Below are 24,077 nucleotides of genomic sequence, written 5' to 3'. Positions count from 1 at the left end.
ATTCTTCCATCTGCCGGGCCGCCTCCGTTTGGGCGCCTGAATCAAATATGCATTCACAACCAGATACCGTTCACGGAGCAATTTTGACAGCAATAATCCTGGTTGCATTGTTACCCTGGCCGTTCCCAGTTAATGCCGCTTTAATCAAACCATTCGCTACTGAAGATGTCCCTTGAACAGATACCGTGGTGCCGGCTCCAGTCGTCACCGTGCAAGTCATTGTAATAGTCGTCGCGTGAGGATTGACTCCAGGATTGTGAGCCTGACCTGACGCGTAAACTGTCGTACCATCCCAAATCCTGGCGTATTCCACGTCAGCTGTCCCGTTTGCTTTACCCATTGTAATTGACCCGGTGATGAGCCAAGTACCTGCGCCCGGGGTTATGGAAGCGCCAGTGTACCATGTTCCTGCCGTCACCATCGTGACATCAGCACCAAGGGCGCCTGAGGAAGTCGTCGCCGTGATGGGCGCTTGCCAAGTTGGTGCGGCACCGGTCCCCGTCAACACCTGACCAGTGGTTCCCACAGCTGTAGATGTCGGCGTCGCCCCTGCACCGCCTCCGATCACAACTCCGTTAGCGGTGAGAGCAGCTGAAGAGGCAATTGTTCCCGCAGCCGTAAATCCGAGTATTCCTCCCGAGTTTCCTGAGATTAATCCTGTTCCGCCCGCGGCAACGCCCAATGTTCCAAATGTCATTGCGTTAGCGCCACCTCCACCACTTATTAGTGGCTGACCGGATGTGCCGGCGCTTGTCGGAAAATTGAAGTTGTAAGTGCCGGCTGCTGTCTGGGGCTGCATGGTTATCACTCCGCTTGTACTTCCCGCCAACCCCATAGTGCTCACAATCGGAGTTGACGTGTAAGAAGGCGCGGCGCTTGCGTTGGACCTATTACCCAAAATAGAGTAGGCTCCGGCATTTGAAAGAGTGAATGACAGAGCAGGCGTGCTTGTTGGTGTTGCTACCGATGTCGTGAACAACGGACTTAAGGTGCCAGCTGAAAAAGTAGTCACCGTACCACCACCACTAGCTGCAACAGTAGCCCATGTTCCATCGCCGCGCCAGAAAGTGGTGCCGGAAGCGCCTGTTCCGCTATTAAGATTTGTAACAGGTAAGTTGCCGGCAACGTCTGCGGACAAACTGACTTGACTGTAAGACGGGGCTCCGCCGGCGTTGCCATGTAAGACTTGTGTTGTTGTTCCTGCAGCGCCTTGTACAACCGCGGTACCGTTTGAGATCATGATGGATGATCCCGACAGTGCGGCACTCGAATTTGTCCCGCCGTTGGCGATAGGCAAAGCGCCCGCACTGCTAGGCAAAGAACTCAGGAGCGACCAGCTGGGTGCTCCCGACACAGTGTTCATCAGGAGCGCACCGGTCGTACCTCCCGGCGTCAGTAGGGAGACTGCACTTGTTCCGTTGCCATACATCAGGTCGTTTGCTGTAATCGACGATAGACCAGTGCCGCCATTTGCTACACCAAGAGTAGAGTTGGTTGCGGAAATCGCAATCCAGCCGCCGTCGTAATAATAAAAGGATTTGGTACTCACATCATAAACCAGAAGCCCTTCCGCCGGACTACTAATACTGGTTCTATTCGCAGTAGTCATCCGAGGTGCCAGGAATCCCTTGAACGTTCCGGACGAATATCTCAGCTCAAGTATGGCCGTCGGATCAGGAGTGATTGTTGTTTCGCTGATTCCTACTCCTTGAGCGAATGAAATCCTTCCGAAGAGGATCAGGAATAAGCCCGCTTCAACGAGTAATTTTCCGAAGCAAACTTTGCGTGCCTTCCCTTCGCGGCTCAGTCCTCCCGCGCAAGAGGAGGGTGCTAACGGCATAGTATTCATGACCGATCTCAAATTGTTATACTCCTTCTGCGTATCATTCAAATTACATTCACGATGATTCTGCGCGTTGAAATTGTCAGCCTTCGAGGTGGACTATCTCGACGGTCGTAACATTGTTGAATTCTCTCTCCACGAGGGACCTGATTCCGTGTTTACGGAATTGCATCCCGAAAGTGGCCGCTCTCCCCAAAAATTTCATTTGAAGTGTAAATCCGCCCGACACGTGAAAAGTTATTCCCGCATTCCGAAAAAGGTCGACACCCCGTGCGAAACAAGAATCAAATGTCTTCTCGATCAGACCGTCTTCGACTTGTGCGGAAGGAAGCACTATCAAAACGATCGCTGCACTCGCTCTGCATCTGTCTTGTGCGATGGATACAGGCAGTCCTGCGACGAAGATGACAGAGACGAATACGAGGATTATACATAACATGGTCCTCATTGCTGCTACCTCATTCTTATCGTGGTAGTCTCTTGCCCCAGGATCAGATCCCGGACATCTGTCGCCGGACTTCTCCGTCTCATGAAATCACGCAGCACTTCGATCCCTCATATCTCATACCGCCTGCACCGATAGTAATGGAGGTCTTGAAGTGAATTTGTTGGGACGTGTATTGAAATGATTGGAAGAGGGATTGAACCCGCGGCGCAGGCAGCCATCGATGGCCGATTGTAGAGCGTCACTTCGGGGGGGCTGACGTCCGCCACAGGCGAATTCTTGCCCTCCCTTTTGTTATTTCTTCGCCCGGATACGCAGTTCTTAGGGGCTCCTTTGACAGTTTGCTTGTCCACACCCTTTTCCTGACATGATCACACTTCCACTAAATTTATCCCCTGTACCCGTCAATAGCAAATTATGATAATCTTGGGTAGCGGCCTACTTTGACGCTACCAATATGTCCCATCGTTGAGTGCTCTATCGCATTTGAAAATGACACATTGTTATTCACGAACACTCCTATGCCGCTCAATTATTCTATACGAGTATGTCCCGTCAGAATTATTTATATGTCGGGATGGCGCAAAAAGCGCTCACGGCATGCCGCAAGGCGGCATCGGGAATCCAAATGGAAAAGAGGAGATGGATTCCCGTCCCGACCTCGGTCGGGATCCCGACATACAAATATTTCGACGGGACTAAGAGCACGTCCCTACGATCTGACCGTCGATCTTGCATGCGGACGGGAATGACCGTGAGAGAATTTGTCGATGTCAAATCTGTTTGAAAAAGCCCACTACCTTACTTTGGAGTTGTTGCAGTCCTATTCCATTCATCCTAACATTGGACAACGGGATTTAAATGTGCTTCGGATTTCAGGTCCTCAAGAGTGATTTTCTCCGATCCAATTCCGCGCCGGTCGTTGCGAGAGCGTTCGCACCTGTGACGGCATTAGACCTGATGATCATGTTTTGGTCTTCTGCTGTAGCAAGTCATTTCCCAATCAGCCAAGCATAATTCTGTAAATGGATTGCCCGTCGAGGAAGTAGTTATCACGGGTTAGAAAAGACACATGTCGCGCATTTTTGTCATGATTGAAGTTTTTAGAATAGCCCGCGTTTCTTAATTCTGACTTGCAGAAAGTTGGAGACCTCCGGACCAAAGTCCAGCCACATCGGAATACAACTTCTTAGATTTGAAGCTGCGCTATCTCATGATCGATATCGCAATATCCCAGCCGCCATCGTCAATGTTACACGGAACCTGTCATCGACAACTACGATGTCTGCCTTCTTACCCTTCGTTATGCTTCCGGTTTCCTTGTCGATTCCAAGTGCACGCGCCGCGTTCAATGACATCATCTTAGATGCGTCAGGAAGATTAATCCTCGCCGCGGTTGTCAGGAATCTAAGAGCATCTTCCATAACCAGCGTGCTTCCTGCAAGCGTACCATCATCCGCCCTCACAACACCTTCTTTCACGACCACTTCCCTTCCTGCGGATGTGTACTTGCCATCTCCTTTTTCAGTTGCCCTGATCGAGTCGGTGATCACGAGTATATGATCCGGCGATTTCAACTTTACCGCCAATCGAAATGTCTTCGCGTTAACATGAATCCCATCAGCAATCAACTGCGCGTCGACACAATCCGAGAGGAGTGCCTCCGTAAGTATTCCAACTTCCCGGTGGTGGAGAGGCGGCATGCTGTTGAATAAGTGAGTAACCTGCGTTACACCTCTTTCGATCATCCTTGCCATGATGTCGCCGTTCGCCTTCGAATGGCCGACCGAGATGGCGATTCCATTCTTAATTGCGTGATCGATAATAGGATCTATGCCGGGCAATTCGGGAGCTACGGTCATTAGCTTGATGTGACCTTTTCCCGCCGCAGCTACCTTCTGCCATTCCTCAAAGTTGGGCGCTTCGATATACTTTTCCTGATTTCCGCCGGTCATCGCCCTGTTGATGTAAGGACCCTCGAGGTGAATCCCGATTATATTCGTCACTGTTTTGTGACTCTCGAGAAATTTCGCCATCCGTTGAACTGCCGGAAGTAGTAGAGAATGTGAAAGTGGAGACAATGTGGCGAGAAGCGTCGTAACCCCGTGCGAGAAATAATATTCAGATAGTTGTGCACAAGTATTGTCATCTGTATCAACAAAATCATGACCCCGCCCGCCGTGCGTATGGAGGTCGATGAATCCGGGCATAACGATTCTACCAGCGCAATCGAGAATCTCAAATCCGGCGGAAGGAAACTTGGCATGTTCGGTAAGCGCTTCACTTATCGTTCCATCCTCGACGAGAAGTGTACCACATTCGATAACGCTTGTTGGAGTTACAAGCTTTCCGTTTACAAGTGCATAATTGTTTTTGCTCATGACTTAAGAGAAGTAATCCTTTAATGAAATCCGGATAATAATTGTAAAGCCCGGACAGAAGATCAGTTCATTCTCCCTGTTCCGGATGCTCTGGAGATTGATACGTACTCGAATAACATTATACACATGTGAGTGAAAATACAACTCGCACGGTTTCAAGCGAAGTAATCTCCCCAACGGAGGAAACAATAACGTCCTCTTTCCTTTCAGCCTGATGTCTCCTGAATACTTAGGACTAGCCATCGATAGACAACCTCGTTTCGTCAGGACCCTGCACATCCTCTTGCATTTCGTTCGCTCATGATGTAAAGTCTTGCAGAGGATCATGGCAATACAGACTTGCTGCTTGAAAAACCTTGGAAGAAACTTCATCCCCGCGCGACCCGAAGATCGAGAGAAATCGAAATGAGAAACAAAGTTTCGACCACTCTAGTCTTGATTATTCTTCTTTCATCTTTACTCGCGAGCTGCTCCAGATTTGGACACGCGGGAGCGTTCATCCAGGCCCGACCGGTAACATGGACTGTATTGCCTGACAGTGTCGACCCGCTTTTTGCTTACGAGTTCAAGTGCGGAAACAAGTCCTTGAAAGTGCGTACAGTTGCCGGGCCGTCCTGGGGACTGGTAGGGATTCCCGCCATACCTTTTTTCCCATTCTGGGCGGGAACGCGGAGCAAGTTCTTCTATGATATCGAAGTCTCAACATCAGATAGTGTTCTTTTGGTTGAGCCTCCGAGGGTTGCGCTTCGAATAAACGACAGATCGGAATTGATATATCCGGTGGAGGTTTTCCACGCCCAATCGAATCTGCAGAAGCTTCCCGAGGAAGGACTGTATCACTGGGATGTAAGATTTCCACGCCGACATGAGATCCTCGCAACTTATTTCTACAAGTTCCCGTTGAACATCAGCTCAGCAGACTCGTTTGATGTCGCTTTTCCTGAGGAGTATCAGGGCTGCAAGGTGGCAACGATCAAGTACCTCTACCAGTCAAAGTTTTTCTACATACCTTTTTATGTTCCGCAAGATTGAAGGACTGCTCCCAATTCCTGAGTGCGTGCAAATATAACTTGACGATCTTTTTGACTGGTCAAAGTGCCCACATTTAATTCCGATTTAGCACTTTTCTCTTATCGTCAGCATCGGATTTATCAAATTTATACGAGCACCGGTGTCGTTTTGGTCACTCGAGTATATAGTGGTACAGAGCGGTACCCGCTGAGGTAATGTTTTGGTTACTCTGCTCTCTCCCTCTATTCCTGGATGCAACCGCTACACAAAAAAAGTCCCGCCACCAATGATGATAGCGGGACTTACGAAACGAAGAGACGAATGAGTTACTCCATGAGCAGTTCGCCGAAAAGATCGGCTGATTTCTGCCAAAACAATTTCATCATTTTGTCATCAACATTTTCTTCGTGGATACGTAATTTCCCGAAAAAAGCCGATAGAAGTAGACGCCGCTGGAGAATCTCGACGCGTCCATCTTCACGCTGTATTCACCCGGATCTTTGGTTTCGTTTACCAGAGTTGCTACTTCTTCACCGAGTACGTTGTAAACTTTCAGACTAACCTGGCTGCGCATTTCAACCCGATAGCTGATCGTGGTTGATGGATTAAACGGGTTCGGATAGTTCTGTAACAAACTGAAACTGCGTGGATCATCCGCGGCATTCTTTTCATGGACAGCCGTAACGGCGGAATATTGAATGAGATAATCGGTGTGCGCGTTGCTATCAGGCTTGACCCGCTGGTTGAGAACCATTCCGACTCCGTGCGCGTAATAATGGTATTCCAGGAAGACGACCTTCCCAAGACTATCATAGTGCGTTTCACTTTGCATGACGCAATTCGTAAACGTCCCTGCAGGCGTCCCAACTGTCGCGGTGTCGCTGATAGTGGAATCTACCATGAAATAGTTGCTATACGGATACCGGATCGAGTAGCCAGGAACAAGACCCTGAGTGGGGAAAAAAGGGCCCGGGCTAGGAAGGATGGTTGCCGAATCTATGTCGGATGATTCTTCGCCGACTGCCGCGACAAGTATATTCCTTGCCGAATCCTCACTGAGCCAGAGGACATTGAACACATCGCTGAAGATACCATTATCTGCTTCCTCACTGTCCTTTTCCCTGAAATAGACTTTTCCGGAAATGGAATCTGTTCCTTCAATGGTGTGCGTCGTAGTTCTCGCGGCCCACCCAAGTGGACCTTCATCAGCATGGAATTTCAAGTAGTTTCCTATTCGCAGCGGCAAATAATAATCTGACCCTGTCTGGGCAAAAACATTTTCAAATGCAAGAAGAGTCGCGCAGATAAACAAAACCGGGAAAAATGGTTTCACAAGCATCTCCTAATTTTTTCTGAAGAATAATTGTAAATGACGATTCGCCCCCTTATTTCAGGAGCAAGAGTTTTTGGATTGCATTAAAGCTCCCGGCTTGCAGCCGGTAGAAATACACACCGCTGGGTAAGCCGCCCGCATCAAAAGTTACCGAGTGACTTCCCGCAGCTTGACGCTCACTGACAAGCGTTTTCACTTCCCTTCCAAGTACATCATAAATTTTTAATGTAACATGGCTGACCGCTGAGAGCTGATAGCCGATAACTGTCGACGGGTTGAATGGGTTCGGATAGTTCTGACCTAACGAGAAGATGCTGGGCGTTATGCTTTTATCACTTACTACTCCCGTTCCACCGTTGGTCGTATGGCCGATGACGCCATAGTCGCCCGTAAACCATCCGTTGTTCGCATCCAGGAAGAAAATACTAAAGATCGCACTGTTATTATTCTTATCCCTATAGCTCACCGTCCAGCTTGAGCCACCATTGGTAGTGTGCAGGATTACCCTGTCGGGACCTTGATCCTGAATGCCGTCGTTTGTACCAATCCAACCGGTATCCGCATTCAAAAAGAAGAGGCACTTACTGTTTGATTGAGGAGCAATGCCAGTATTAGTGATTGAAGTCCAACTCGCACCGCCATCAGTTGTTCTCAAAATTTTTGCATTTCCACCAACCGCCCAGCCATTATTTAGATCGGTAAATTGCACGGCATTAATACTCCCGGGCGATTTGTCTGTATATTGCGTGACCCAGTTAGCTCCCCCATTCGTGGTGCGACGAAATAATAAAGATGAATCCTGTGAGTTCGAGGGTATAAGCGACCAACCGTTACTTGCATCCACAAAATAGAAACCACCCACAGTATCGGAAGCAACCGAACTCCAACTATTTCCACCGTCAGTACTCTTCCGCAAACTTCCACTTCCGTTGGAAAGGTTATAGATAAGAGCCCAACCATTGTTTTCATCGACGAATTGAATTTCCAATCCGACTTCGCCCGAGTCTGTAGATATTATTTTCTTTTCCCAGGTGCTGCCTCCGTCGGTAGTTTTGTGAATCACAGCACCATGGCCATCACTGAATCCCTTGCCTATGGCGTTGATCTTCCAGCCATGAGTTTGATTGACCCAGCTCATGGTGACCGACGGATCAGAAAAACTCCACACCGTGTCGGATGGGAACGGCGTCATGACGGACCAGTCTGTTCCGGCGTTTGTTGTGTGCAGCAATTTGCCGTCACTTGCAGAAATCCAGCCTTCGGTGGAACTTACAAATTGAATTTTGCCGCCACCCGCTGTATCTGCTGTACCGATTGTGGGATTCGTTTGATATTCCCATGTTTGGGCTTCGGCAGCTGCCGTCACCACTAGGGACATGAATAGCATTATTAAATAGTCGAATAAACTCTTGAACATGACCCGTTTCCTTTCCCAAGCGCAATTGATTTTAACCGGGATTCCCGTCACTTCAGAAGCAGTAGTTTTTTCGTTGCACTGTAACTTCCAACTTGTCCCGTAAGGGATCCTGCGGAAAGCCTATAGAAGTATACTCCGCTAGGCAAATAGGAGGCATCAAAAGTTACCGAGTGACTTCCTGCGTCTTGACGCTCATTGACAAGCGTTTTCACTTCCCTTCCAAGTACATCATAAATTTTTAATGTAACATGGCTTACTGCTGAGAGCTGATAGCCGATAACTGTCGACGGGTTGAATGGGTTCGGATAGTTCTGGAAGAGGGAAAATCCTTTTGCCACCTCCACCCGGTTCTCCTTCACAGCAGTTAACAGCTTCACCTTGACATAGCTGGTGGCTTCGTCGGGGTATGCTGATTCAGGTTCAAAGGACGTCGGAAATGTGGTCGTATCACCGCCGGTCGCCTTTACCAGAAGACTATCTCCAATGATTTTCCATATCCCAAGATTTCCTAACTTACCATTGCCGCCGTACCATGATATGTGATGAGGAGTGACCGATGTGTCGATGGCATAACCGGCAGTCATTGCAGTATCAAAATCCATTTTCATGGTAACGACAGAGCTACTGTTAAAGTAGTACGTCAGCACATTTGCCGGTCCGCTTGCTTTCGCCCAGGTCCCGAGTAAAGGACCACCCCCGACGGATAATGGTTCAATAATTCTTCCATACACGTCGCCGTCCGTCTGATTCATATCCACTCGTGTAGCGCCTAGCGTGTAATGCCCGTTCGAGAAACCGGATACACCTCCAAGCGCCATCTTGCCGCCAAGGGTGTCAAACACAATGAATGCGGTATCAACCGGCACGCCGGTAGTGCAGAAGTACCTTCCGATTACTCGTATAGGTCCCGCCATCTCCATCCAGGTTGCAAAATAGTTTGTTCCGTCAAACGCAAGCATAGGATTAAACGGAGCCTTGGTCGAATCGCAAATCGTCATCTTATCAGGTGCAACCGTCCCCGAAGTTGAAACGAAACGGCCATAGAGATTCCATGTCACGCCGTCTGCAGCCTGGTCGTGAAAAGCCACCAGATATCTTGAACCATCAAACGCCACCGACACCGGATTATCGCTCGCATTCTGACTGCCGTCTATCAAGAAGTTGGAACCGACGAGGGCACCCTGTTTGCTGACAAACTGGCCATAGATAAACTCATGGACATCCGAACCTTCGCACCATGCCATCAGGTAGTTTGTACCATCAAATCCGGCTGCCATGTCCCGCGCATAGTTGCTGCTGATTTGGACTGAGCCGCCTACGAGGTTACCTGATTTGTCTATGAGTTGTGCATATAGATGATCCTGTTGATTACCACCCTTCTCGTAAAGCAGGAGATAATCTGTATCTGTAAAAATAAGTCGGCCGCGCCCCTGTCCGAATTTTATGTTAACTCCTGTGGCAATGGTGAATTGTGTCCCCACCAGACTTCCGGAGGTGCTTATGAATTGTCCGTGAAGATCCCCGATGCCGTTCGTATCGCCGCCGGCAAAGAACGGGAATGGATCGGTCCACACCGCAAGATAATTCGTCCCATCGAAAGCGAACATTAAACCGGTGCCGGTCCCTCCGAATGAGAACCTGGGGCCATACAGAGCACCGCCGGCGGCGAGGAACTGGGCGGTAAGATCATTATGGTTTGAAACTAGCCCGATTAAATAGTGTGTGCCATCAGAGGCGCCGCCCTGACCGAATGTCGAGTCGGTGCCTACTGCTATTGGAAATTCCTGCGCCACGGCAGTACTCCGGACAAAACCGGCACAAATAAGTATCATCAAAATGGTAAGAGAATTTTTTCGCATGATGTGTCTCCTCTCGAGAGTTACGAGCGGCAAAAAGGTGGGAGTGATGCGCCCCGACTTGAGCCGTTGTTGTGCTTCGCTGCATTTGACATGCGACCTATCCTCGACTCACGGAATCCAGAAGGAGGTCGCCTTTGTTATTATGGACGCTGCCCGTCTGACATTTGAAGATACTTCCCCAGTCCGTGAACTGCAATCCACTAAGCTTTCTCCGGAGCAGGATGTGTGCTCGCCCACAGATCAGCATAATGACTTCCCCTGAATGCGCTCAAATTATTAGGAAACATATAAAAGTCCCAAAACAAAAATATTTCCACAACCACTTTCGCCGCAAAATAGTACCCTCATCTTCCCCGCTAGCTGCTTCTGTTCCACCCTATAAGTTGAACCTAAACGGGCAGGACATTATCTAAGATTACTTCGGATGGGACCCAAACGGTTTGTGAGACAGACTACTTTTTGATTCAGTTCAGAGTTTTTCCGGTGCAACCAATATTTGTGTGCGGGCACCATTTCCCCCTGTTGCACATCCAGCATGCCAGCTTACCTCCCGGTGAAAGCATACCGTGTAGTCGTCAACTGGCGGGTAAATACTCGCGGCATACTCACCAGTGAACTAAATGCACAGCAGCTGAAGGGGTGTTAATCGAAGTGTAACGACTTAGCAACATCTTCGACGGTTTTACGCTCATTCTTCCAAAGATCTTCGCGCCCTTTTTCTTCTTCTGCTTGCCCTCGTGCATATTCGGAGTAATCTTTATTGGCAGCAGCGACCGCCTTTTTCAGAATCGGCAGATGTTTGGCAACATCCTGCAGGGGACAGTGCATCACCAGAAATGCTCTCTCAACACTTGTATCCTGTAATGATAGCGCTTGTCCCACATTCAACGCCTTCCACTCCCGCTCAAATACCGTTCTCCACCCCTGCGTCGGAATTCCTGATAGTTCAAAATAGACCTGATATAAACTGTCTGATCCAATCAATGCACGGGTCTTGTCTGTGTTGAGGCCAACAATCCGCATCTCAGCCCCTGATTCTACCGTAGAACTTTGTTCAGTCTTAATCATATGTCATCTTCCTATAGATGTGCGGAACAAATCTTTCGGTACCTTGATTTGCCATAAAGCCAGGTTGGTGATCCACCTTTACTATTGATGAATCATTGAATCGGCATTGCAAGGCACGTCTTTTCAATAAGGTCTATTATTTCAGACCTCCAATGTCTTGTGGCTCGAGGAGGCCATGCTTCAGTTGCTCGTTTTTCTTCTCTCTTTTAGCCGCCTTCTTTTCTTTCTTGGTCTTGGCCGGCTTTTTCTTCGAGTCCCTTTTGCCCTCTTGACCTTTGCTCATGATCTTCTTCCCTTTCGGTTTAGATTAGGATCCCGCAGCGCTGTACTATTAGTCCCTGAAGTGATGAAACCTTTCTCATTATGATACCCAGAAATTTAACATCGCAAAGTAGGGCAAAGGGACGAAAAAGGGATTACATCCAGGTGGGGTCAATAATAGCCAAAAGGTTCATGGCAATTCCTCATTGCAGCGATTTCATCGGGCCGTGCCCGGGACAGGACTCTTCCAAAGGTGTCCTCCGATCCAAAGGATTTCGTCGGAAAGGAGTCTTTCACGTCCCGAAGGTCCAACCGCAGGTCACTTCGTGAAGGACTCCTTCGGAGGAAAACAGAAAAAATCGACGGTGGACCGCCTCACTTGTTCTGCCCGTGGCCCTCCGGAGGGATGTACAACTTGATTTCCTTGTAGAAGTTTGTGTTGTTGCCGCCGCTCGTTTGCAGTCCGGCCATGAAGAGCAGGTTCTGAGGGTCTGCGTGGTCACCTTTACCGGACTGGTATTTGGTTTTCGTCGTCTTGCCCGCGACTAAAGCTATCCTGCCGATCCTCTCATGTGCATCGTCGATGCGGGCGGAACACACGTGAAGCTGGGCCTCGACCGCTCTCCGTAGCGCGTCGGGTGCGTCTTTGTATGCCTCTATCTGCACCGACACTAACGTGTCGTGCATGGCAGTCCGGAGATGGCTGGACTCGGCCTGCAGTGAGTCGGTCTGCACTTTCAGGTCGTGAATCGTATTGTAGAGAGACGAGACATAATAACCTCCGAAGCCGCCTCCTATTCCGAATATGGCGGCCAGAATAAAAGTCACTTTCCAGTTCACTTCGATCTTCGTTACCCGGTCCTCGAGACTTTTCATTTGTTGTTGTACAAGAATGTCTTCCGGTCGATCCTTACCCATAGCGCCCTCCGAGATTGATGATCATATGAAAAAAGATGTCGCTCTATCTCACCTTACCTCTGCGTCCCAAGCTACTGCAGCTCTGCTTGATTCTGCCCGGTCGAAGCGGAGCTTGGAAAGAGGGTTTCCCCCCAAAGGAGTCCTGCGGACAAGCAGGAGCTTAGGAAAAAGAGAATCCGTGCCTTCGCATCGATTAACAATCTATTTGTCTCTCGAGTTTGACCTTTTAAAAGTGTTAGGCGAAGTTGGGCGTCGCCAGAACAGATGTTGCGAGAGGGATACTATATTCTCGTCAAAAAGTCTCGACCCCTTGCGGATATTGAATTCATGAGTCGTTAGAACTATGGGATGAATTAAGATGTGGTGGAGCAGGGTAAGCTGACACAGTTCCCGGAAGATATCGAGCCTTTGGTTTTCATCTGACAAGATAACAAGAATATCAACATCAGATGTGGGGGTGCGGCGTCGCACCTGACTTCCAAAAAGGAAAATATGTTGAATTGAAACAAACTTGATGCCCAGTTGTGAGACTTGACCTATCAGTTGGTTTACATCATTGAGCCGTTTCATTGATGACCTCCTCCAGCGCAGCTTTAATCTGGTTCCGGTTCTCCTCCACGATTCGTTCCAAAGCGTGTCTTTCAGACTTCAGATAGTCACGAGTTCTCATAAACTGCTGTTCAAACAAGGCTTTTTCCACTGCATCGTGGTTGCCACTCTGTTGCTGCATTTTGGAAAGCTCAGTGAAAGCCTCATCAAGATCATTTATCGATCGGGTTACATTTTCGCCAAAGTTTTCATTTTCAGTGAATGGGGTAACGTATTGAGTATAGTTTGTTAAGTAGTTGATCGCTTCGGAGAAGATGTCATAGTCAATAGCTCCTGTAGCGTGTGGCAGAGCGAAATTGAGCATGTGGAATGTGTCCACACAAAGATCAAGAAAGTAGAGGTTCTTTTCCATCGCGCTGATACTTGATTGCAGTCGTCTGATATCCTCAAGACGTGCTTTGATTGTCTCGGACTGGCTGAAATCTGTGAAACTGCGATGTAAGAGGATATTCATGAGTAAGGCAAAAATGCCTTTCCATTTCTTGTTTTCATTCTCAAGGATCGATGGTTTAATCTTTCGCAATGTCCATAGGATGATCTTATCGGGAAGAAAGAGCAAAGCCACGATGAGCAGGAGAATACCATAGAACAGGGACCTAACATTGTCCAGAATGAAATTCAAAATGTTCTCAAGCATGGTTTATCTTTCGAACCTTCCCCTGCGCCCAATTTCGCCTAACGTTTACCAAAAAGAAGTCGTTGCTTTCGCCCGCTATAAATGTCGCGCAGCGCCGAGTCATCGGGCGAAAGCAATGAAGCGACCATCTTGCATATATAATGCGGAGCGTCTCTTTCGTGCTTGTTAGTTGCAGTTTGCGGCGGTTAAGTTTCATCGTCGTCATTATTACCGACGGCACCCTGCTTCCGCATGAAATCTTGAAGAGGCTCGTAGGGAATGCGCTTCAATTTTCCGAAGTTCGTGTCTTTCTCGAAGTCCGAATCTTTAAGAGTAAGACCATCGCGAAACTTGGACATACTGTTCTTCTTGACCACCTGAGGGATGCCGTTGTGCCATCTGCCCCCACCTTCCTTGAGACGGTTGTCTCTTGCACGGATGCAGCGTATCATTGAAAAGAGTGCGAGATCAACAATTACCGGGTGGCATATCCCTGAGAAATCCTGTAACTGGACAGCGAGCAGCATCAGAGCGTCCTTGGCCGAATCAACATTGTACAATGTAACGTTCTCCTTCAGCCTAGCAGATGGTTCCCTTCGTGTAGGAGGACGTTTGAACTTAAGATCGGTGTTATCTACGAACAGCCCCTTCAGTTCAACACGGTAACCAGATTTATGTATGTAATCTGGATACTGCTCACGTTCGCCAACCTGGCCCGGGAATTTCGATAGACCAATTTGCTCAAGCTTTATACGATTCTCTGGTGAAGTTGCGAGCAATTGGATTTGAGGCAAGGCTGCGTCGAGGATGGTATTTACGATTACTGCGATTTGACTTGGTTCAAAGCCGGGAAGGGACCTTTCTGGCAAAGCCAACCAGTCCACTCTTAAGCCAATTAAAGGCTCGAATTCTTGCTTTAGTGATTTGAGTTCATTTGCGGTGATGTCGGCCATTGTGTTTTCTGAGTAAGTGAATTGATCGCGAGGGAGACCTTCCGATAGTTTTGCCACTCATTCATCGCAAGCTCCTTCAATTGATTATGTATAGATACTCTAGTGCTGAGAGGTGGAACAGTTATAGGAGTTTCAGCAAGAAGCTCTGGGTTCAAGCGGGGTCTTGTTCCACCCGATCCTAGGGGAAGATTGTCCAAAAAGTGATGGGAGCGAAGATAAGCTAGCCAGTAATAGGGAAGGTCGTCGTTGGGCGTTATGACAACGAACTCAGACTTTACTGGGAAATGGATCGGCCCCTCTTCGTCGATCCAATCAGCCATAGGTGTGACGATTATGTTCCCAAGGTATGCTCTCATCGTACCGAAGAGCAAAGCGTTTTCCCCCACAACAGCGGATGCTAGCTTACCGTGCCGAGCTTGCGGGCGCAAAGCAAAACTAAGGTAATGTCCCTCGGGAATATCTCGGTACTCAATTGGCTGGAAGGCCGTTTGTTCACCGACGATTCGTTTCAGAGGCGGTCTTGCTACGACAGCAAAATCATGAAGCGCGTGTTTGCTGCCGTTTCGTTTGTACACGTGTGGATCCCAGACAGCCCGTATGAACTCACTGTACTTGATGATAGAAAAGAAGTATTTGCCGTTCTTGTGCATAATGGAGTTGCGACTCTATATTCCTAAAATCTTCTGAATTTCCTTCTGCTCCACGAGGGCTTCTAGATCGTTCGACTCTGGGAGAGACGCATTGCTGTTCAGTTGCACGCCAGCATTGGGAACCGAAGCGAAGAACATCTTCCTCCCGTTAGTTGACAACAATCCCTTCTTGTTTAGAAGGACTATATCCGCTCTGGTGGAGGTACCTGCGGCTAAATGGAATACGCCTTCTGGCAAGCTAATTACTCCGAGCAAGTCCCACTTCTCTTCAACTATGGACCTCATGGACGCGTATTCACTATTTGCAATGAGAGAATGGGGAAGAAGACATACGAGCCTCCCTCCAGGTGACAGTAGCCTCAAAGCAGTGTCTATGAAAAGAGCGTCGCTGTTGCGATACCCAGCTAGGAACAATTCGCTCTGAAATTGCTCGTTGTGAATTTGAAGGGAGAATGGGGGATTGGCCAAAATGTAGTCTACGCGTCCGTACCAACTTGCGAACTCCTCATTCGGGTCGAAAATATTGACGTTAAGGAAATATTTACGATGCTTCTTAGGGGTGGAAAGGGATAGAATGAGGGTGGTAAGTTCGACGAGCGATCCTTCAACATCATTGGCCACTAATGTGCAGCTTTGCGCGTTCCAGAGTGTTGAAGCTTGGGAAAGAAATGTCCCGCCACCGCACGTGGGATCCATTATTACTGGACTTCCGGTTCGAGGCAGGAACCTTGCCATAACCGCCGCGACTGACCTTGGTGTGAAAAACTTGCCTGAACCTTCACGAAATCTCCGGCCAATGAAAAACTGATACCAATCAGGAAGAGAGTGACCGTTTGGATCGCGTTGAACCAGCTCAGACAGAGTTAAGACGAGTCGCTGATCGTGAGCCACCTTTGCATAGGATTCAGACCACTTCACGACGACGCTTCTAGGTATCGCTCTCAGTGCGTCGGAATATATGTCATAGTATTGGAAAGCGAGGGAATAGAAAGCTTGGTCGCCTTCCACGCCGTGCCTCCGCAACGCTTCCGCCAATCGCTCTTGTTGCTGATTAGGTCTCTTCCAACTCATGATCTTATATGTGTAACCGTAAGCTACAGTAATCTGACGACTTTTTCATGCGCTCAGCCGGCCGCAAATTGCAGCTAGCGTTTGCGCAATCACCTCGTCGCGCGCTCCTTTCCCGGGGTAATGTGATGAGCCCGTGATGAACCACGCACGATAATATATATATCAATCGAGGGTCGCGATTGCCGTCGTTATGCGGTCGTGCACGGCGGCTAAAATCGATTTCAAGACTCAATTGAGTGCCGTGAGCTGTTAAAATACATTCTTCGTAAGCCATTCGGCTCCCTGGATGAGTTCTTCTACCTGCTCCTCTCTAGGCTCGCTGTCCTTTTTGTGTACGCAGAGGTTTCGCAAGTCGGCCAGAAAAGAAGTCTTGCGCCATGTAGAGGTGTCTATGATAGATGCAGCCTTCAGCTGGTCATTAAAGTCGGCGATGCTAGGATTTTTCTTGTTCACCTTTATTGCATGATTAGCCGCTACTTTCTGCAGATGGCCCTCGATCAGCACGCCCATCAATGCTCCAGCCGCTCGCATGCTCACCTTTGCAAGCTGTCGGGCAACAACTATTTCTCCATCCTGCAGTTCGGCATACAGCTCACCCTCCACGTTTGATAATACAGAGTCAATCCTTTCGGTTAGTGAGTTCAAAATGGTGAGCTGGTTCAGGAAACATTTCAGGGCTTCGTCACGAGTGTCAAACTCGAAATAGTAAGCCTTAGAGGGGGCGACCCCCTTGAGGTAATCCTGGATGACGTATGTTCCGTACCCCAGAGACTTTCGCTTAGGGTCTATCTCGTAGTAGCTGCGGAACTCCGAAAGACGGTCTTGGGCAATTAAGGCGACGCCTGGGAGCGTTTTCGTGTACCAGCGTTGATAGGCATACGCGAAATGCTTGTCTTCTTTCTTTTGGAAAGCGAGGGCAAGATTAGCACCTTCTTCATAAAGGGATGTGAGTTCCGCCCTTATAGTTTCTCGTTTTGTCATAGAAGCTTTCACGTTCCTTCATTTTCGGTCAGTGCTGGCGACCGTGCATGAAGCCTAATGGATGCAAAAACACATATATGTGTTTTTATTTTCCCCATGCATCCGACAGCTCTATTTGTCTTATCTGTCATACCAGCCGCTCACTCTCGCTCTTCGCGCTCCACCATCCGTTCCATCATCCCCCACCCGCAACTGATGTGTAAAAGGTAGCCGGTACAGGAGGCATTGTCAAGCTTCCCGGCGCCTGCCATGGCACCCGATCCCTCCGAAGCGCCTCGCAGGCACTCCCGACCACCTTCGAGGTGCTCCCGAATACCTCCGGGCTACTCTGTACCACCCCCAAACCGATAGGGACTGCCTCTAAGGTCCTTCCGACCACCCGAGAGCCGCTCCGCACCAACTCCAACCCGGTTCCGGTTGCCTCCGAGGCAGTCCCGACCACTTCTGAGCCGTTCTATACCACCTCCAAGCCGGTTCTGGCCGCACTCGAGGCACTCACGACCACTTCGCAGCCGCTCCGTACCACCTCCGAACAGGTCTCGACCGCCTGCAAGGCACTCTGTGCCACCTTTGAAGCACTCGCTACCTGCGAATTGACTCTTTCACAATGCAGATCTTTGCCCGAAAGTCTCTGCTCGTTGCTCCCGGAAAAACATATCGACTCCGGAGCGGACTTTCATCCACCCCGGAGCCTTTCGGGACAAGAAACCGCCGCACCTTATAGTCAGAGGGGCGCGGCGGCTCTCCCTACTTCTGACCCGGGGTCGGGGGCTGCTGCCTGGACTTCTTGAAGAACGCGGCCATCTTTGCCGCGATCGTGTCCATGCCTGCAATCTTGTTCTTGTTCATCTGGACTGACGCGTAAACGTCGAGCGACTCCGACATCGCATCGCTCCTGGCCGCGAAAAAAGTGTCCGATACCGCTTCCGTCAACTCCAGTAAGTCACTTAGAATCGGTGACAGGTCTTTCTGAAGCTGGTAGTCCTTATTGAATTCCTGAAGGTTGAAAACACCTGACATGATCTCCGGATGCGCGGTCGTCACACCGTTTGCCAGGTCCAGGAACGGCTCGTAAGCATTCCCGACCTTGACAAGCGCCTGTTTCTCTTGAGGTGATAGTGTCACGAGCGCCGGAATGGACGCCTTTAACTGCACAAGCGCCGCCTTAGCAGCTGCCTGTTGCTCCGACGTCAGCGCCGCCGATACGAGGTTCTGCGCACACATGTTAATCCTCCATTGATTTTTCGCGAAGCGTTCTTCGACCCTGTTTTCTATATGAAAAGCCGACCGACCCGCTTAGACCGGCCGGACCACATAGCCACGGGGCTTGCGAAATGCCAATAGGAGCCCTCTCTCGAGTTCTCCCAGACAACACGTCAATGTAGGTTGGTTATGTCGGCCCTCTGACCCGCCAACATCCGTTTCTGAAACTATCTCAAAGCCCGTCCGCAGATGCTCTCTCTTAATAATCCCGCGGACCTATCTTGAATATATAGGGTAACATGGCACATGTCAAGAAGAGAGTGGAAGTTAATGGCTGAAGAGGAGAGGAGATGAAAATCCGCTAGGGGACCTTCTACGTCCCATGCTCCTGCTTGTCCGAGGTCCCGAAGGTCCAGCCGTAGGTCACTTCGTGAAGGACTCCTTTCCGACGGAATCCTTCGGATCGGAGGATCCTTTCGGGTAAGTGACCTGCGGTCGGACTTTCGGGAGAACATGCACGATCTTGCGGCAACGATAATGTGTCACTGCCGAACCACGTTCCATGTTGTTCACTTTTTCCGCCATGGCTTCCTGTACTCTCATGCAACCAGTTGAGCATTTGGCTGTCTAATTGATTTTACTTATTCGAAATTTTAGGCATTCCGATTGAATTGGATATAAATAATTATTGTACTTTACATGTTATTGCAAAAACAGATTTCATAATTGAATCGGAAATGGAAATGCTTGAACTCCCAATATTTGTTCCAACAAAGCCGTACTTTTGAGTTGGCCCAGCAGGAAGATGAGGAGATATCGTTGAATCGTAAATAAAACTAATAGCATTACCATTAATTTCTGGTGATCCATATGATCCCGGACCAATGGCTTGAAGTGTTATATCGATTGTGTCCCCAATATTCATTAGAACTGTTTGACCATTGCTTGAGCTCAGCAAATGGTGTTCAGATGTTGATGAATTATTATTTGTTGGATTGTTATTACTGCATGAAATAAAGCATATAATAACAAAAACCAAAGGAACTACTAATCTACGATCAAAAAAAGACTCTTGACCACGCATAAAATCCTCCTCAATTCAAAATAATAAATTAGCTCATTTCTTTTTCTTATTGATGCCTATCTCGGTCGCTTACTGGCGGTGTTGCAGCTAACGGATGGTGGAACAAAGTCGTGCCGCGCTCCTTCTTTTATTATGTGCGTGCCATGAAGCAAGCTCCATGATATACAAATGCGGAGCGTCTTTTTGCCGCGTGTTATGCGACGCGCCGTCATTTACATCAACGTCAACTCCCAAACGGACCTCGCAGGTCTTGTTGCAGAATCAAGATCAGGGGTTTCATCTCCACCTTCTTAGAACCACAATACATGTAACCATTAGGATCAACCGTAATCGTGTCGCCTCTGTTAACTTAATGGTCTATCTCGAACGCAGTACGCACTTCACGGTGGCCAATGATAGACACAAAGGGCATGCCTTTTTTATTTGGAGGGCGGCAATAAAACCGTTGCCCCTTGTAGTAGACTTTCAGGGAGTCGGGATACAATGTGACCTCTTCATTACCATTGAATGTCTGGTAGAAATCGAATACATGCCCCTGCCAGACTTGCAGGTACGTATCCATCTTTCCACATCCAAGTTCAACAAAAAGAGTGTCGGATGACCCTGAAAGAGGAATGTTGTAGAAGGTATCACAACCTATAACAATCAATGGCAACACGAGCAGTATGGCCAATATGGCTCGATGACTATTCATGATGACTTCCTTTTGACTTCGCGGCGGCGTGATGCATAACTACTCGGTTAACGTATTCGTTAATCATTCTCATTCAGCATGGTTAACGGACTCTTTCGTTTATCTTCTCTTTGATTGTAATCCACGACATATTCCCACTGCCCTTTTGTCGATGGGAGAATGTAAGTGCCCTCAGAGTAAAGAGCAAACGAACGGCCCAGCTCCCTTATTATTTACCAGAGCCTAGCTGTAACGCGCTACGATCATTTACTAGTTCACCTGCGCGGCTTCACCTACTAATGAAACGCCCTCCATTTATTTCATAAAGTTGGTGACTTTTTCGGCAATGCTTCAGTATCTTCCAAGCTTTACGCCAATCGTCACATTGACTCCGCTCAGATCCTGATTGGTAACTCTGGACTTAGCAATACTGTGATTCTGTTCGTTGAGCCCAAAGGCCAAGGAATAACTCAAACCAAGTACAAGTTTTGCAATCGTCGTAACATTCAATTCAGCATTCAGTTGTGGCTCGACAAAGTAAAATGCTGTCCCGCTCGTGTTGAGAAAGTTATCTAACATATTGGTTTTGGCATGCTCGTAGTCCTTTACTGTTCCAAAGCCAAAGCCTATCTGCCCACCGTAATGAAGGAGCTTATCAGCTTCGGGAATGTATTGCGCCACTAAGTGAAAGTAACTGTAGTTAGTAACATTGTGGCTGAGATTTGCGGCAACGCCAATGCCAAAGACGTACGTACGGTTTACTACTGCGCCCCAGTTTACGCCAATAAGCGAACCTACGTCCTTTTGAATCGAATTTGTTTTGAGTTCTAATGACCACAAAGAACCAAGGACGCTGTTGAATCCACAAGAGTTTCAGTTCCTTGTGCTTCGGCTGAGTTCCAGATAAAACAAATGGCAGAGACAATGACGAGGGTACTCACAACAACTGAGTTATTCAGTCTCATGATATAGTCTCCTATTTTTGTTAGTGGAAATGGAATTCAGGTTTTATGCGCCACAGCACGTCCATTAAGATGCACGCTTGCTTGCAAGAACGTCTGTGTCAATCACGCCGTCCTCCTCAGGTAATAATAATTTGATAACATGAAAAGCGGGCCGTCCCACTGGGAAGTGATAAGATATGCAGCGTGCTTCGCTAGCATGTTTGCGGTGGAACAGCCCGTGGTAAAATCCTAATAACCTTGACTTACTGCATCAAGCAGTTAGACGCTCGGAATTGGGACAAGTTTCTTCTCATGTTCAATCAAACGCAATGGGCGCACGCAAGCATAGACATAATCCAAATCTAGATTGTAGATCAAAAGAACCTGTTCACTATTCTGCTAGTACCCGAAGTAGAAAGATGTTTGAGACTTGATGTATAGTTTAAGGTGTTGAGGCTCTATTGCTGCCACGTTGTTCGTGGTAGGAACGAAGCAGCTGCTCTAGACAAACAAGCTTAACGTGATGGCAGGTCCCGAATAGGACCTGCTATTTTTTTAGCCATTTCTGGCCGGTAGGCCCTGAGACACTACAGCGTTAATCCTTTTGTTCAATAAATCAATGAGTGATTGCTTTATATATTAACTCAATTCCGGTTTGTTTTCCGAGATTCCTACTGTACTTCTTTTCCCGGAGATTATTCCAGTGCTCCATCACACCCAAACTTTTGCATCGAACACTATCACCTTCGGGATCGTAAAAGGTCTTTGAGGGCGGATCGTTAGCCAATGCAGCTTCAACAAGGTAACTGTCCGCGTAAGAAATGTCGATCATGCCAGGCCATTCGGAACTCAAGAAGTCAAGTCCGACGGCGTCTATTGCTACACCATCCTGGGAGATAAACAAACTCCCGGGCCAGTTGTTATTAAATGGCTCCATTCGCCATTTCGGAGTTGGAATTCCATTCACCTCTTTTGAACCATAGATTCCATCTATCATAAATAATACTGTCTTCTCGCCTAAATCTTTGTGGCCAAGATAATCGACAAATGTCATGTATTTTGGTTTTCCACTCTTATCCTGACTGAAATTATCGTGAAAATTCTTTCGGTAGTCTTTATCGATGCTGGTAGCTCCATAATAATTTTTAGCGCAAAGAGTAACGCCCTGCCCAATATGTCCTTTAAGAAGCGCCATGTTGATAACATAATCGGCTTCTATAACACACTTCACGAGTCCGCGTGCAAGTTTCCCGTTATCGACTGAGTAATGAATAGCATTTTGCACATATTCTGATTTCACCCTCCCATCGCCTCCGACATTATCCACGAATATAACTTCACGAAATTCGGAGTGGCATTTATTAAAAATATCATCGGTAATGAAGCGGCTTGCGTCGAATACGGTAATATTTCTCTGAGGAACATTGGCGGTAAGAATCAAACTGCGCAGAAGCGCATATACGAGTTGAGGTGAAGCATTAATGTTATTGTTGTCCACATGTGCATCCGTATTATTCTCATTTATTTTGATCGCAATCTTCTCATTTTTACTAAATCCTTTATCAATATTTCTTTTCGTTGCATTAAAATACCTGAACAGTTTATCCCATGCTTTATCTTCCTGTAGTTCACCGGTAAGAGAAGTGAGTGCAGCAACAAGCATCCTATTTACTTCTATCTGAGAAGTGTATTTGTCATCCCACCAATATCCGTTGACACCATCCCATTTCGCGACCAGAGTATCGTGAACCCAAACAACTCTTCCGGGAAATATTCCTCTTGCAGTGCCTATTGGCTTGTTGATACCCAAAACCATTGCAGCATTTGTTTGCGCATACAACACTTCTTCTTTCTGACCTGAAAGAAACAACACAAACAAAAAGAAAATCACAAGTATTTTGCATTTCGTTCCCAATTATTACCTCCTTGGTTGACATCCGGTTAAATATATTTTGGAATTAACAGCCTGAAGTTATCCAAAACCCAATCTGCACCCGACCGAAAAACGGCGTCCGTTTGATATTAGCTTCTGCTTTTACGGTTCGGTCGACCTCCATGCTATTGAGAGAATGAACGAATTAAGTGCGTCTCGTTCTGTCGCCCAACGTCCAGCGGATCCCTTGACAATAACTAAAATAAATAATCCGATATCATCATACAATCCGTCAGAGGCATTTGTGGCCGCTCTTTGGTCTTCACGAAGCTTTGGCAACCATGTGTCGCTCCATGCTTTTGTACGTTTGGACTCCCATATGATGGTACCACATTGCTGACCTAATTGGTTCACAACCTTCCGCAGTACGTCACCACCATGCTCGCCTTTGGGCACTGGCTCAATTAGATCGTCCGGAAACTTGGAGTGCAACAGGTTTTCCAACACGAGCTCTTGAACTTCTCCCTGGAGCTGCTCCGAACCCTGTTCAGCCTTTCGTTTCAGTTCTTCGATTTGCTTCTGCATAGAGGTGACCTGCCCCCGATTCATGTGACAATGTGAAGTTAGTGATCCGGTAACGTATTGGCAACCTGACGCGGATAAAAAGCATCTGGAGCTGATGGCCTGTAACCCAAGGAACTATGTGGTCTAACAGTGTTGTAATGGGTCCTCCAGCCTTCTGTGACTACTCTTGCTTCCATGACTTTATCGAATACCTCCCCATTGAGTATGACCTGTAACTTGCAAGAAACACTAAATGTCATCGAGAAACGCGGCGCACGATTGTCCAAAAAGCTCTGAAGGCCGACATGGGCTTCTCTAGA

At 48.0% G+C, this 24,077-nt stretch carries 20 protein-coding genes and 2 pseudogenes; 1 reads left to right on the top strand and 21 read right to left on the bottom strand.

What is annotated here, in order from left to right:
* Positions 1-70 precede the first annotated feature (70 nt).
* From VIS48_08420 to nagA, 3 genes are all read right to left on the bottom strand, one after another.
* Positions 71-1,849: a hypothetical protein gene (locus VIS48_08420; GenBank protein HEY9166168.1), complete on the bottom strand. Its 1,779-nt coding sequence runs from the start codon at positions 1,847-1,849 to the stop codon at positions 71-73.
* Positions 1,850-1,925: 76 nt separating this feature from the next.
* Entirely contained in the window at positions 1,926-2,291 is a 366-nt protein-coding gene (locus VIS48_08415; protein HEY9166167.1) for a hypothetical protein, read from the bottom strand.
* Between the two features lie 1,208 nt (positions 2,292-3,499).
* The gene (gene nagA / locus VIS48_08410; protein ID HEY9166166.1) at positions 3,500-4,669 is read right to left on the bottom strand and encodes an N-acetylglucosamine-6-phosphate deacetylase; all 1,170 of its coding nucleotides are present in this window, start codon (positions 4,667-4,669) and stop codon (positions 3,500-3,502) included.
* Between the two features lie 405 nt (positions 4,670-5,074).
* Here nagA and VIS48_08405 point away from each other — a divergent pair, with 405 nt between their 5' ends.
* A complete protein-coding gene (locus VIS48_08405) occupies positions 5,075-5,701 on the top strand; it encodes a hypothetical protein (protein HEY9166165.1) in 627 nt (208 codons plus the stop codon).
* Between the two features lie 361 nt (positions 5,702-6,062).
* On the opposite strand, the gene VIS48_08400 is transcribed toward VIS48_08405, so the two are convergent.
* The 18 genes and pseudogenes from VIS48_08400 to VIS48_08315 all read right to left on the bottom strand — a co-directional run bounded on the left by VIS48_08400 (position 6,063) and on the right by VIS48_08315 (position 23,984).
* The gene (locus tag VIS48_08400) at positions 6,063-7,013 is read right to left on the bottom strand and encodes a T9SS type A sorting domain-containing protein (protein HEY9166164.1); all 951 of its coding nucleotides are present in this window, start codon (positions 7,011-7,013) and stop codon (positions 6,063-6,065) included.
* A gap of 52 nt (positions 7,014-7,065) precedes the next feature.
* Positions 7,066-8,430, bottom strand: coding sequence for a T9SS type A sorting domain-containing protein (locus VIS48_08395; GenBank protein ID HEY9166163.1), 1,365 nt, complete (start codon positions 8,428-8,430; stop codon positions 7,066-7,068).
* Between the two features lie 47 nt (positions 8,431-8,477).
* Positions 8,478-10,289 (bottom strand): T9SS type A sorting domain-containing protein, encoded by a 1,812-nt coding sequence (locus VIS48_08390; protein HEY9166162.1) that lies wholly within the window; start codon positions 10,287-10,289, stop codon positions 8,478-8,480.
* Positions 10,290-10,931: 642 nt separating this feature from the next.
* Positions 10,932-11,357, bottom strand: coding sequence for a hypothetical protein (locus VIS48_08385; protein ID HEY9166161.1), 426 nt, complete (start codon positions 11,355-11,357; stop codon positions 10,932-10,934).
* A 136-nt stretch (positions 11,358-11,493) separates the two neighbouring features.
* Positions 11,494-11,640 (bottom strand): hypothetical protein, encoded by a 147-nt coding sequence (locus VIS48_08380; GenBank protein ID HEY9166160.1) that lies wholly within the window; start codon positions 11,638-11,640, stop codon positions 11,494-11,496.
* A gap of 353 nt (positions 11,641-11,993) precedes the next feature.
* Entirely contained in the window at positions 11,994-12,536 is a 543-nt protein-coding gene (locus VIS48_08375; GenBank protein HEY9166159.1) for a hypothetical protein, read from the bottom strand.
* Positions 12,537-13,089: 553 nt separating this feature from the next.
* Positions 13,090-13,782: a hypothetical protein gene (locus VIS48_08370; protein HEY9166158.1), complete on the bottom strand. Its 693-nt coding sequence runs from the start codon at positions 13,780-13,782 to the stop codon at positions 13,090-13,092.
* Positions 13,783-13,967: 185 nt separating this feature from the next.
* The gene (locus tag VIS48_08365; GenBank protein ID HEY9166157.1) at positions 13,968-14,714 is read right to left on the bottom strand and encodes a hypothetical protein; all 747 of its coding nucleotides are present in this window, start codon (positions 14,712-14,714) and stop codon (positions 13,968-13,970) included.
* On the bottom strand, positions 14,678-15,364 hold the full coding sequence (locus tag VIS48_08360) for a hypothetical protein (GenBank protein ID HEY9166156.1): 687 nt from the start codon (positions 15,362-15,364) through the stop codon (positions 14,678-14,680). The genes VIS48_08365 and VIS48_08360 overlap by 37 nt, the downstream gene beginning before the upstream one ends.
* A gap of 15 nt (positions 15,365-15,379) precedes the next feature.
* Positions 15,380-16,435, bottom strand: a complete 1,056-nt coding sequence (locus VIS48_08355) for an N-6 DNA methylase (GenBank protein ID HEY9166155.1) — start codon at positions 16,433-16,435, stop codon at positions 15,380-15,382.
* A gap of 249 nt (positions 16,436-16,684) precedes the next feature.
* Complete coding sequence (locus tag VIS48_08350; GenBank protein ID HEY9166154.1) at positions 16,685-17,416, bottom strand: hypothetical protein; 732 nt, start codon at positions 17,414-17,416, stop codon at positions 16,685-16,687.
* A gap of 747 nt (positions 17,417-18,163) precedes the next feature.
* Entirely contained in the window at positions 18,164-18,640 is a 477-nt protein-coding gene (locus tag VIS48_08345; GenBank protein ID HEY9166153.1) for a hypothetical protein, read from the bottom strand.
* Positions 18,641-19,304: 664 nt separating this feature from the next.
* Positions 19,305-19,703 (bottom strand): hypothetical protein, encoded by a 399-nt coding sequence (locus VIS48_08340; protein HEY9166152.1) that lies wholly within the window; start codon positions 19,701-19,703, stop codon positions 19,305-19,307.
* A gap of 349 nt (positions 19,704-20,052) precedes the next feature.
* On the bottom strand, positions 20,053-20,397 hold the full coding sequence (locus tag VIS48_08335) for a hypothetical protein (GenBank protein ID HEY9166151.1): 345 nt from the start codon (positions 20,395-20,397) through the stop codon (positions 20,053-20,055).
* Positions 20,398-20,727: 330 nt separating this feature from the next.
* A complete protein-coding gene (locus VIS48_08330; protein ID HEY9166150.1) occupies positions 20,728-21,216 on the bottom strand; it encodes a hypothetical protein in 489 nt (162 codons plus the stop codon).
* Positions 21,217-21,936: 720 nt separating this feature from the next.
* A complete protein-coding gene (locus VIS48_08325; GenBank protein HEY9166149.1) occupies positions 21,937-23,235 on the bottom strand; it encodes a DUF362 domain-containing protein in 1,299 nt (432 codons plus the stop codon).
* A 264-nt stretch (positions 23,236-23,499) separates the two neighbouring features.
* Positions 23,500-23,787, bottom strand: a pseudogene (locus VIS48_08320) (DUF2130 domain-containing protein).
* 71 nt (positions 23,788-23,858) lie between these two features.
* Positions 23,859-23,984, bottom strand: a pseudogene (locus VIS48_08315) (integrase core domain-containing protein).
* Positions 23,985-24,077: the final 93 nt, after the last annotated feature.

The sequence above is a fragment of the Candidatus Kryptoniota bacterium genome, assembly GCA_036567965.1.
In the GTDB taxonomy this organism is placed as follows: domain Bacteria; phylum Bacteroidota; class Ignavibacteria; order Kryptoniales; family JAKASW01; genus JAKASW01.
This window is presented reverse-complemented; position numbering and strand designations above follow the sequence as displayed.

What these genes read in the sequence shown, in the direction of transcription:
- VIS48_08420 (HEY9166168.1), bottom strand. Translation starts at nt 1,849, where the DNA reads ATGAATACTATGCCGTTAGCACCCTCCTCTTGCGCGGGAGGACTGAGC.
- VIS48_08415 (HEY9166167.1), bottom strand. Translation starts at nt 2,291, where the DNA reads ATGAGGACCATGTTATGTATAATCCTCGTATTCGTCTCTGTCATCTTC.
- nagA (HEY9166166.1), bottom strand. Translation starts at nt 4,669, where the DNA reads ATGAGCAAAAACAATTATGCACTTGTAAACGGAAAGCTTGTAACTCCA.
- VIS48_08405 (HEY9166165.1), top strand. Translation starts at nt 5,075, where the DNA reads ATGAGAAACAAAGTTTCGACCACTCTAGTCTTGATTATTCTTCTTTCA.
- VIS48_08395 (HEY9166163.1), bottom strand. Translation starts at nt 8,430, where the DNA reads ATGTTCAAGAGTTTATTCGACTATTTAATAATGCTATTCATGTCCCTA.
- VIS48_08390 (HEY9166162.1), bottom strand. Translation starts at nt 10,289, where the DNA reads ATGCGAAAAAATTCTCTTACCATTTTGATGATACTTATTTGTGCCGGT.
- VIS48_08385 (HEY9166161.1), bottom strand. Translation starts at nt 11,357, where the DNA reads ATGATTAAGACTGAACAAAGTTCTACGGTAGAATCAGGGGCTGAGATG.
- VIS48_08380 (HEY9166160.1), bottom strand. Translation starts at nt 11,640, where the DNA reads ATGAGCAAAGGTCAAGAGGGCAAAAGGGACTCGAAGAAAAAGCCGGCC.
- VIS48_08375 (HEY9166159.1), bottom strand. Translation starts at nt 12,536, where the DNA reads ATGGGTAAGGATCGACCGGAAGACATTCTTGTACAACAACAAATGAAA.
- VIS48_08370 (HEY9166158.1), bottom strand. Translation starts at nt 13,782, where the DNA reads ATGCTTGAGAACATTTTGAATTTCATTCTGGACAATGTTAGGTCCCTG.
- VIS48_08365 (HEY9166157.1), bottom strand. Translation starts at nt 14,714, where the DNA reads ATGGCCGACATCACCGCAAATGAACTCAAATCACTAAAGCAAGAATTC.
- VIS48_08360 (HEY9166156.1), bottom strand. Translation starts at nt 15,364, where the DNA reads ATGCACAAGAACGGCAAATACTTCTTTTCTATCATCAAGTACAGTGAG.
- VIS48_08355 (HEY9166155.1), bottom strand. Translation starts at nt 16,435, where the DNA reads ATGAGTTGGAAGAGACCTAATCAGCAACAAGAGCGATTGGCGGAAGCG.
- VIS48_08350 (HEY9166154.1), bottom strand. Translation starts at nt 17,416, where the DNA reads ATGACAAAACGAGAAACTATAAGGGCGGAACTCACATCCCTTTATGAA.
- VIS48_08345 (HEY9166153.1), bottom strand. Translation starts at nt 18,640, where the DNA reads ATGTGTGCGCAGAACCTCGTATCGGCGGCGCTGACGTCGGAGCAACAG.
- VIS48_08340 (HEY9166152.1), bottom strand. Translation starts at nt 19,703, where the DNA reads ATGCGTGGTCAAGAGTCTTTTTTTGATCGTAGATTAGTAGTTCCTTTG.
- VIS48_08335 (HEY9166151.1), bottom strand. Translation starts at nt 20,397, where the DNA reads ATGAATAGTCATCGAGCCATATTGGCCATACTGCTCGTGTTGCCATTG.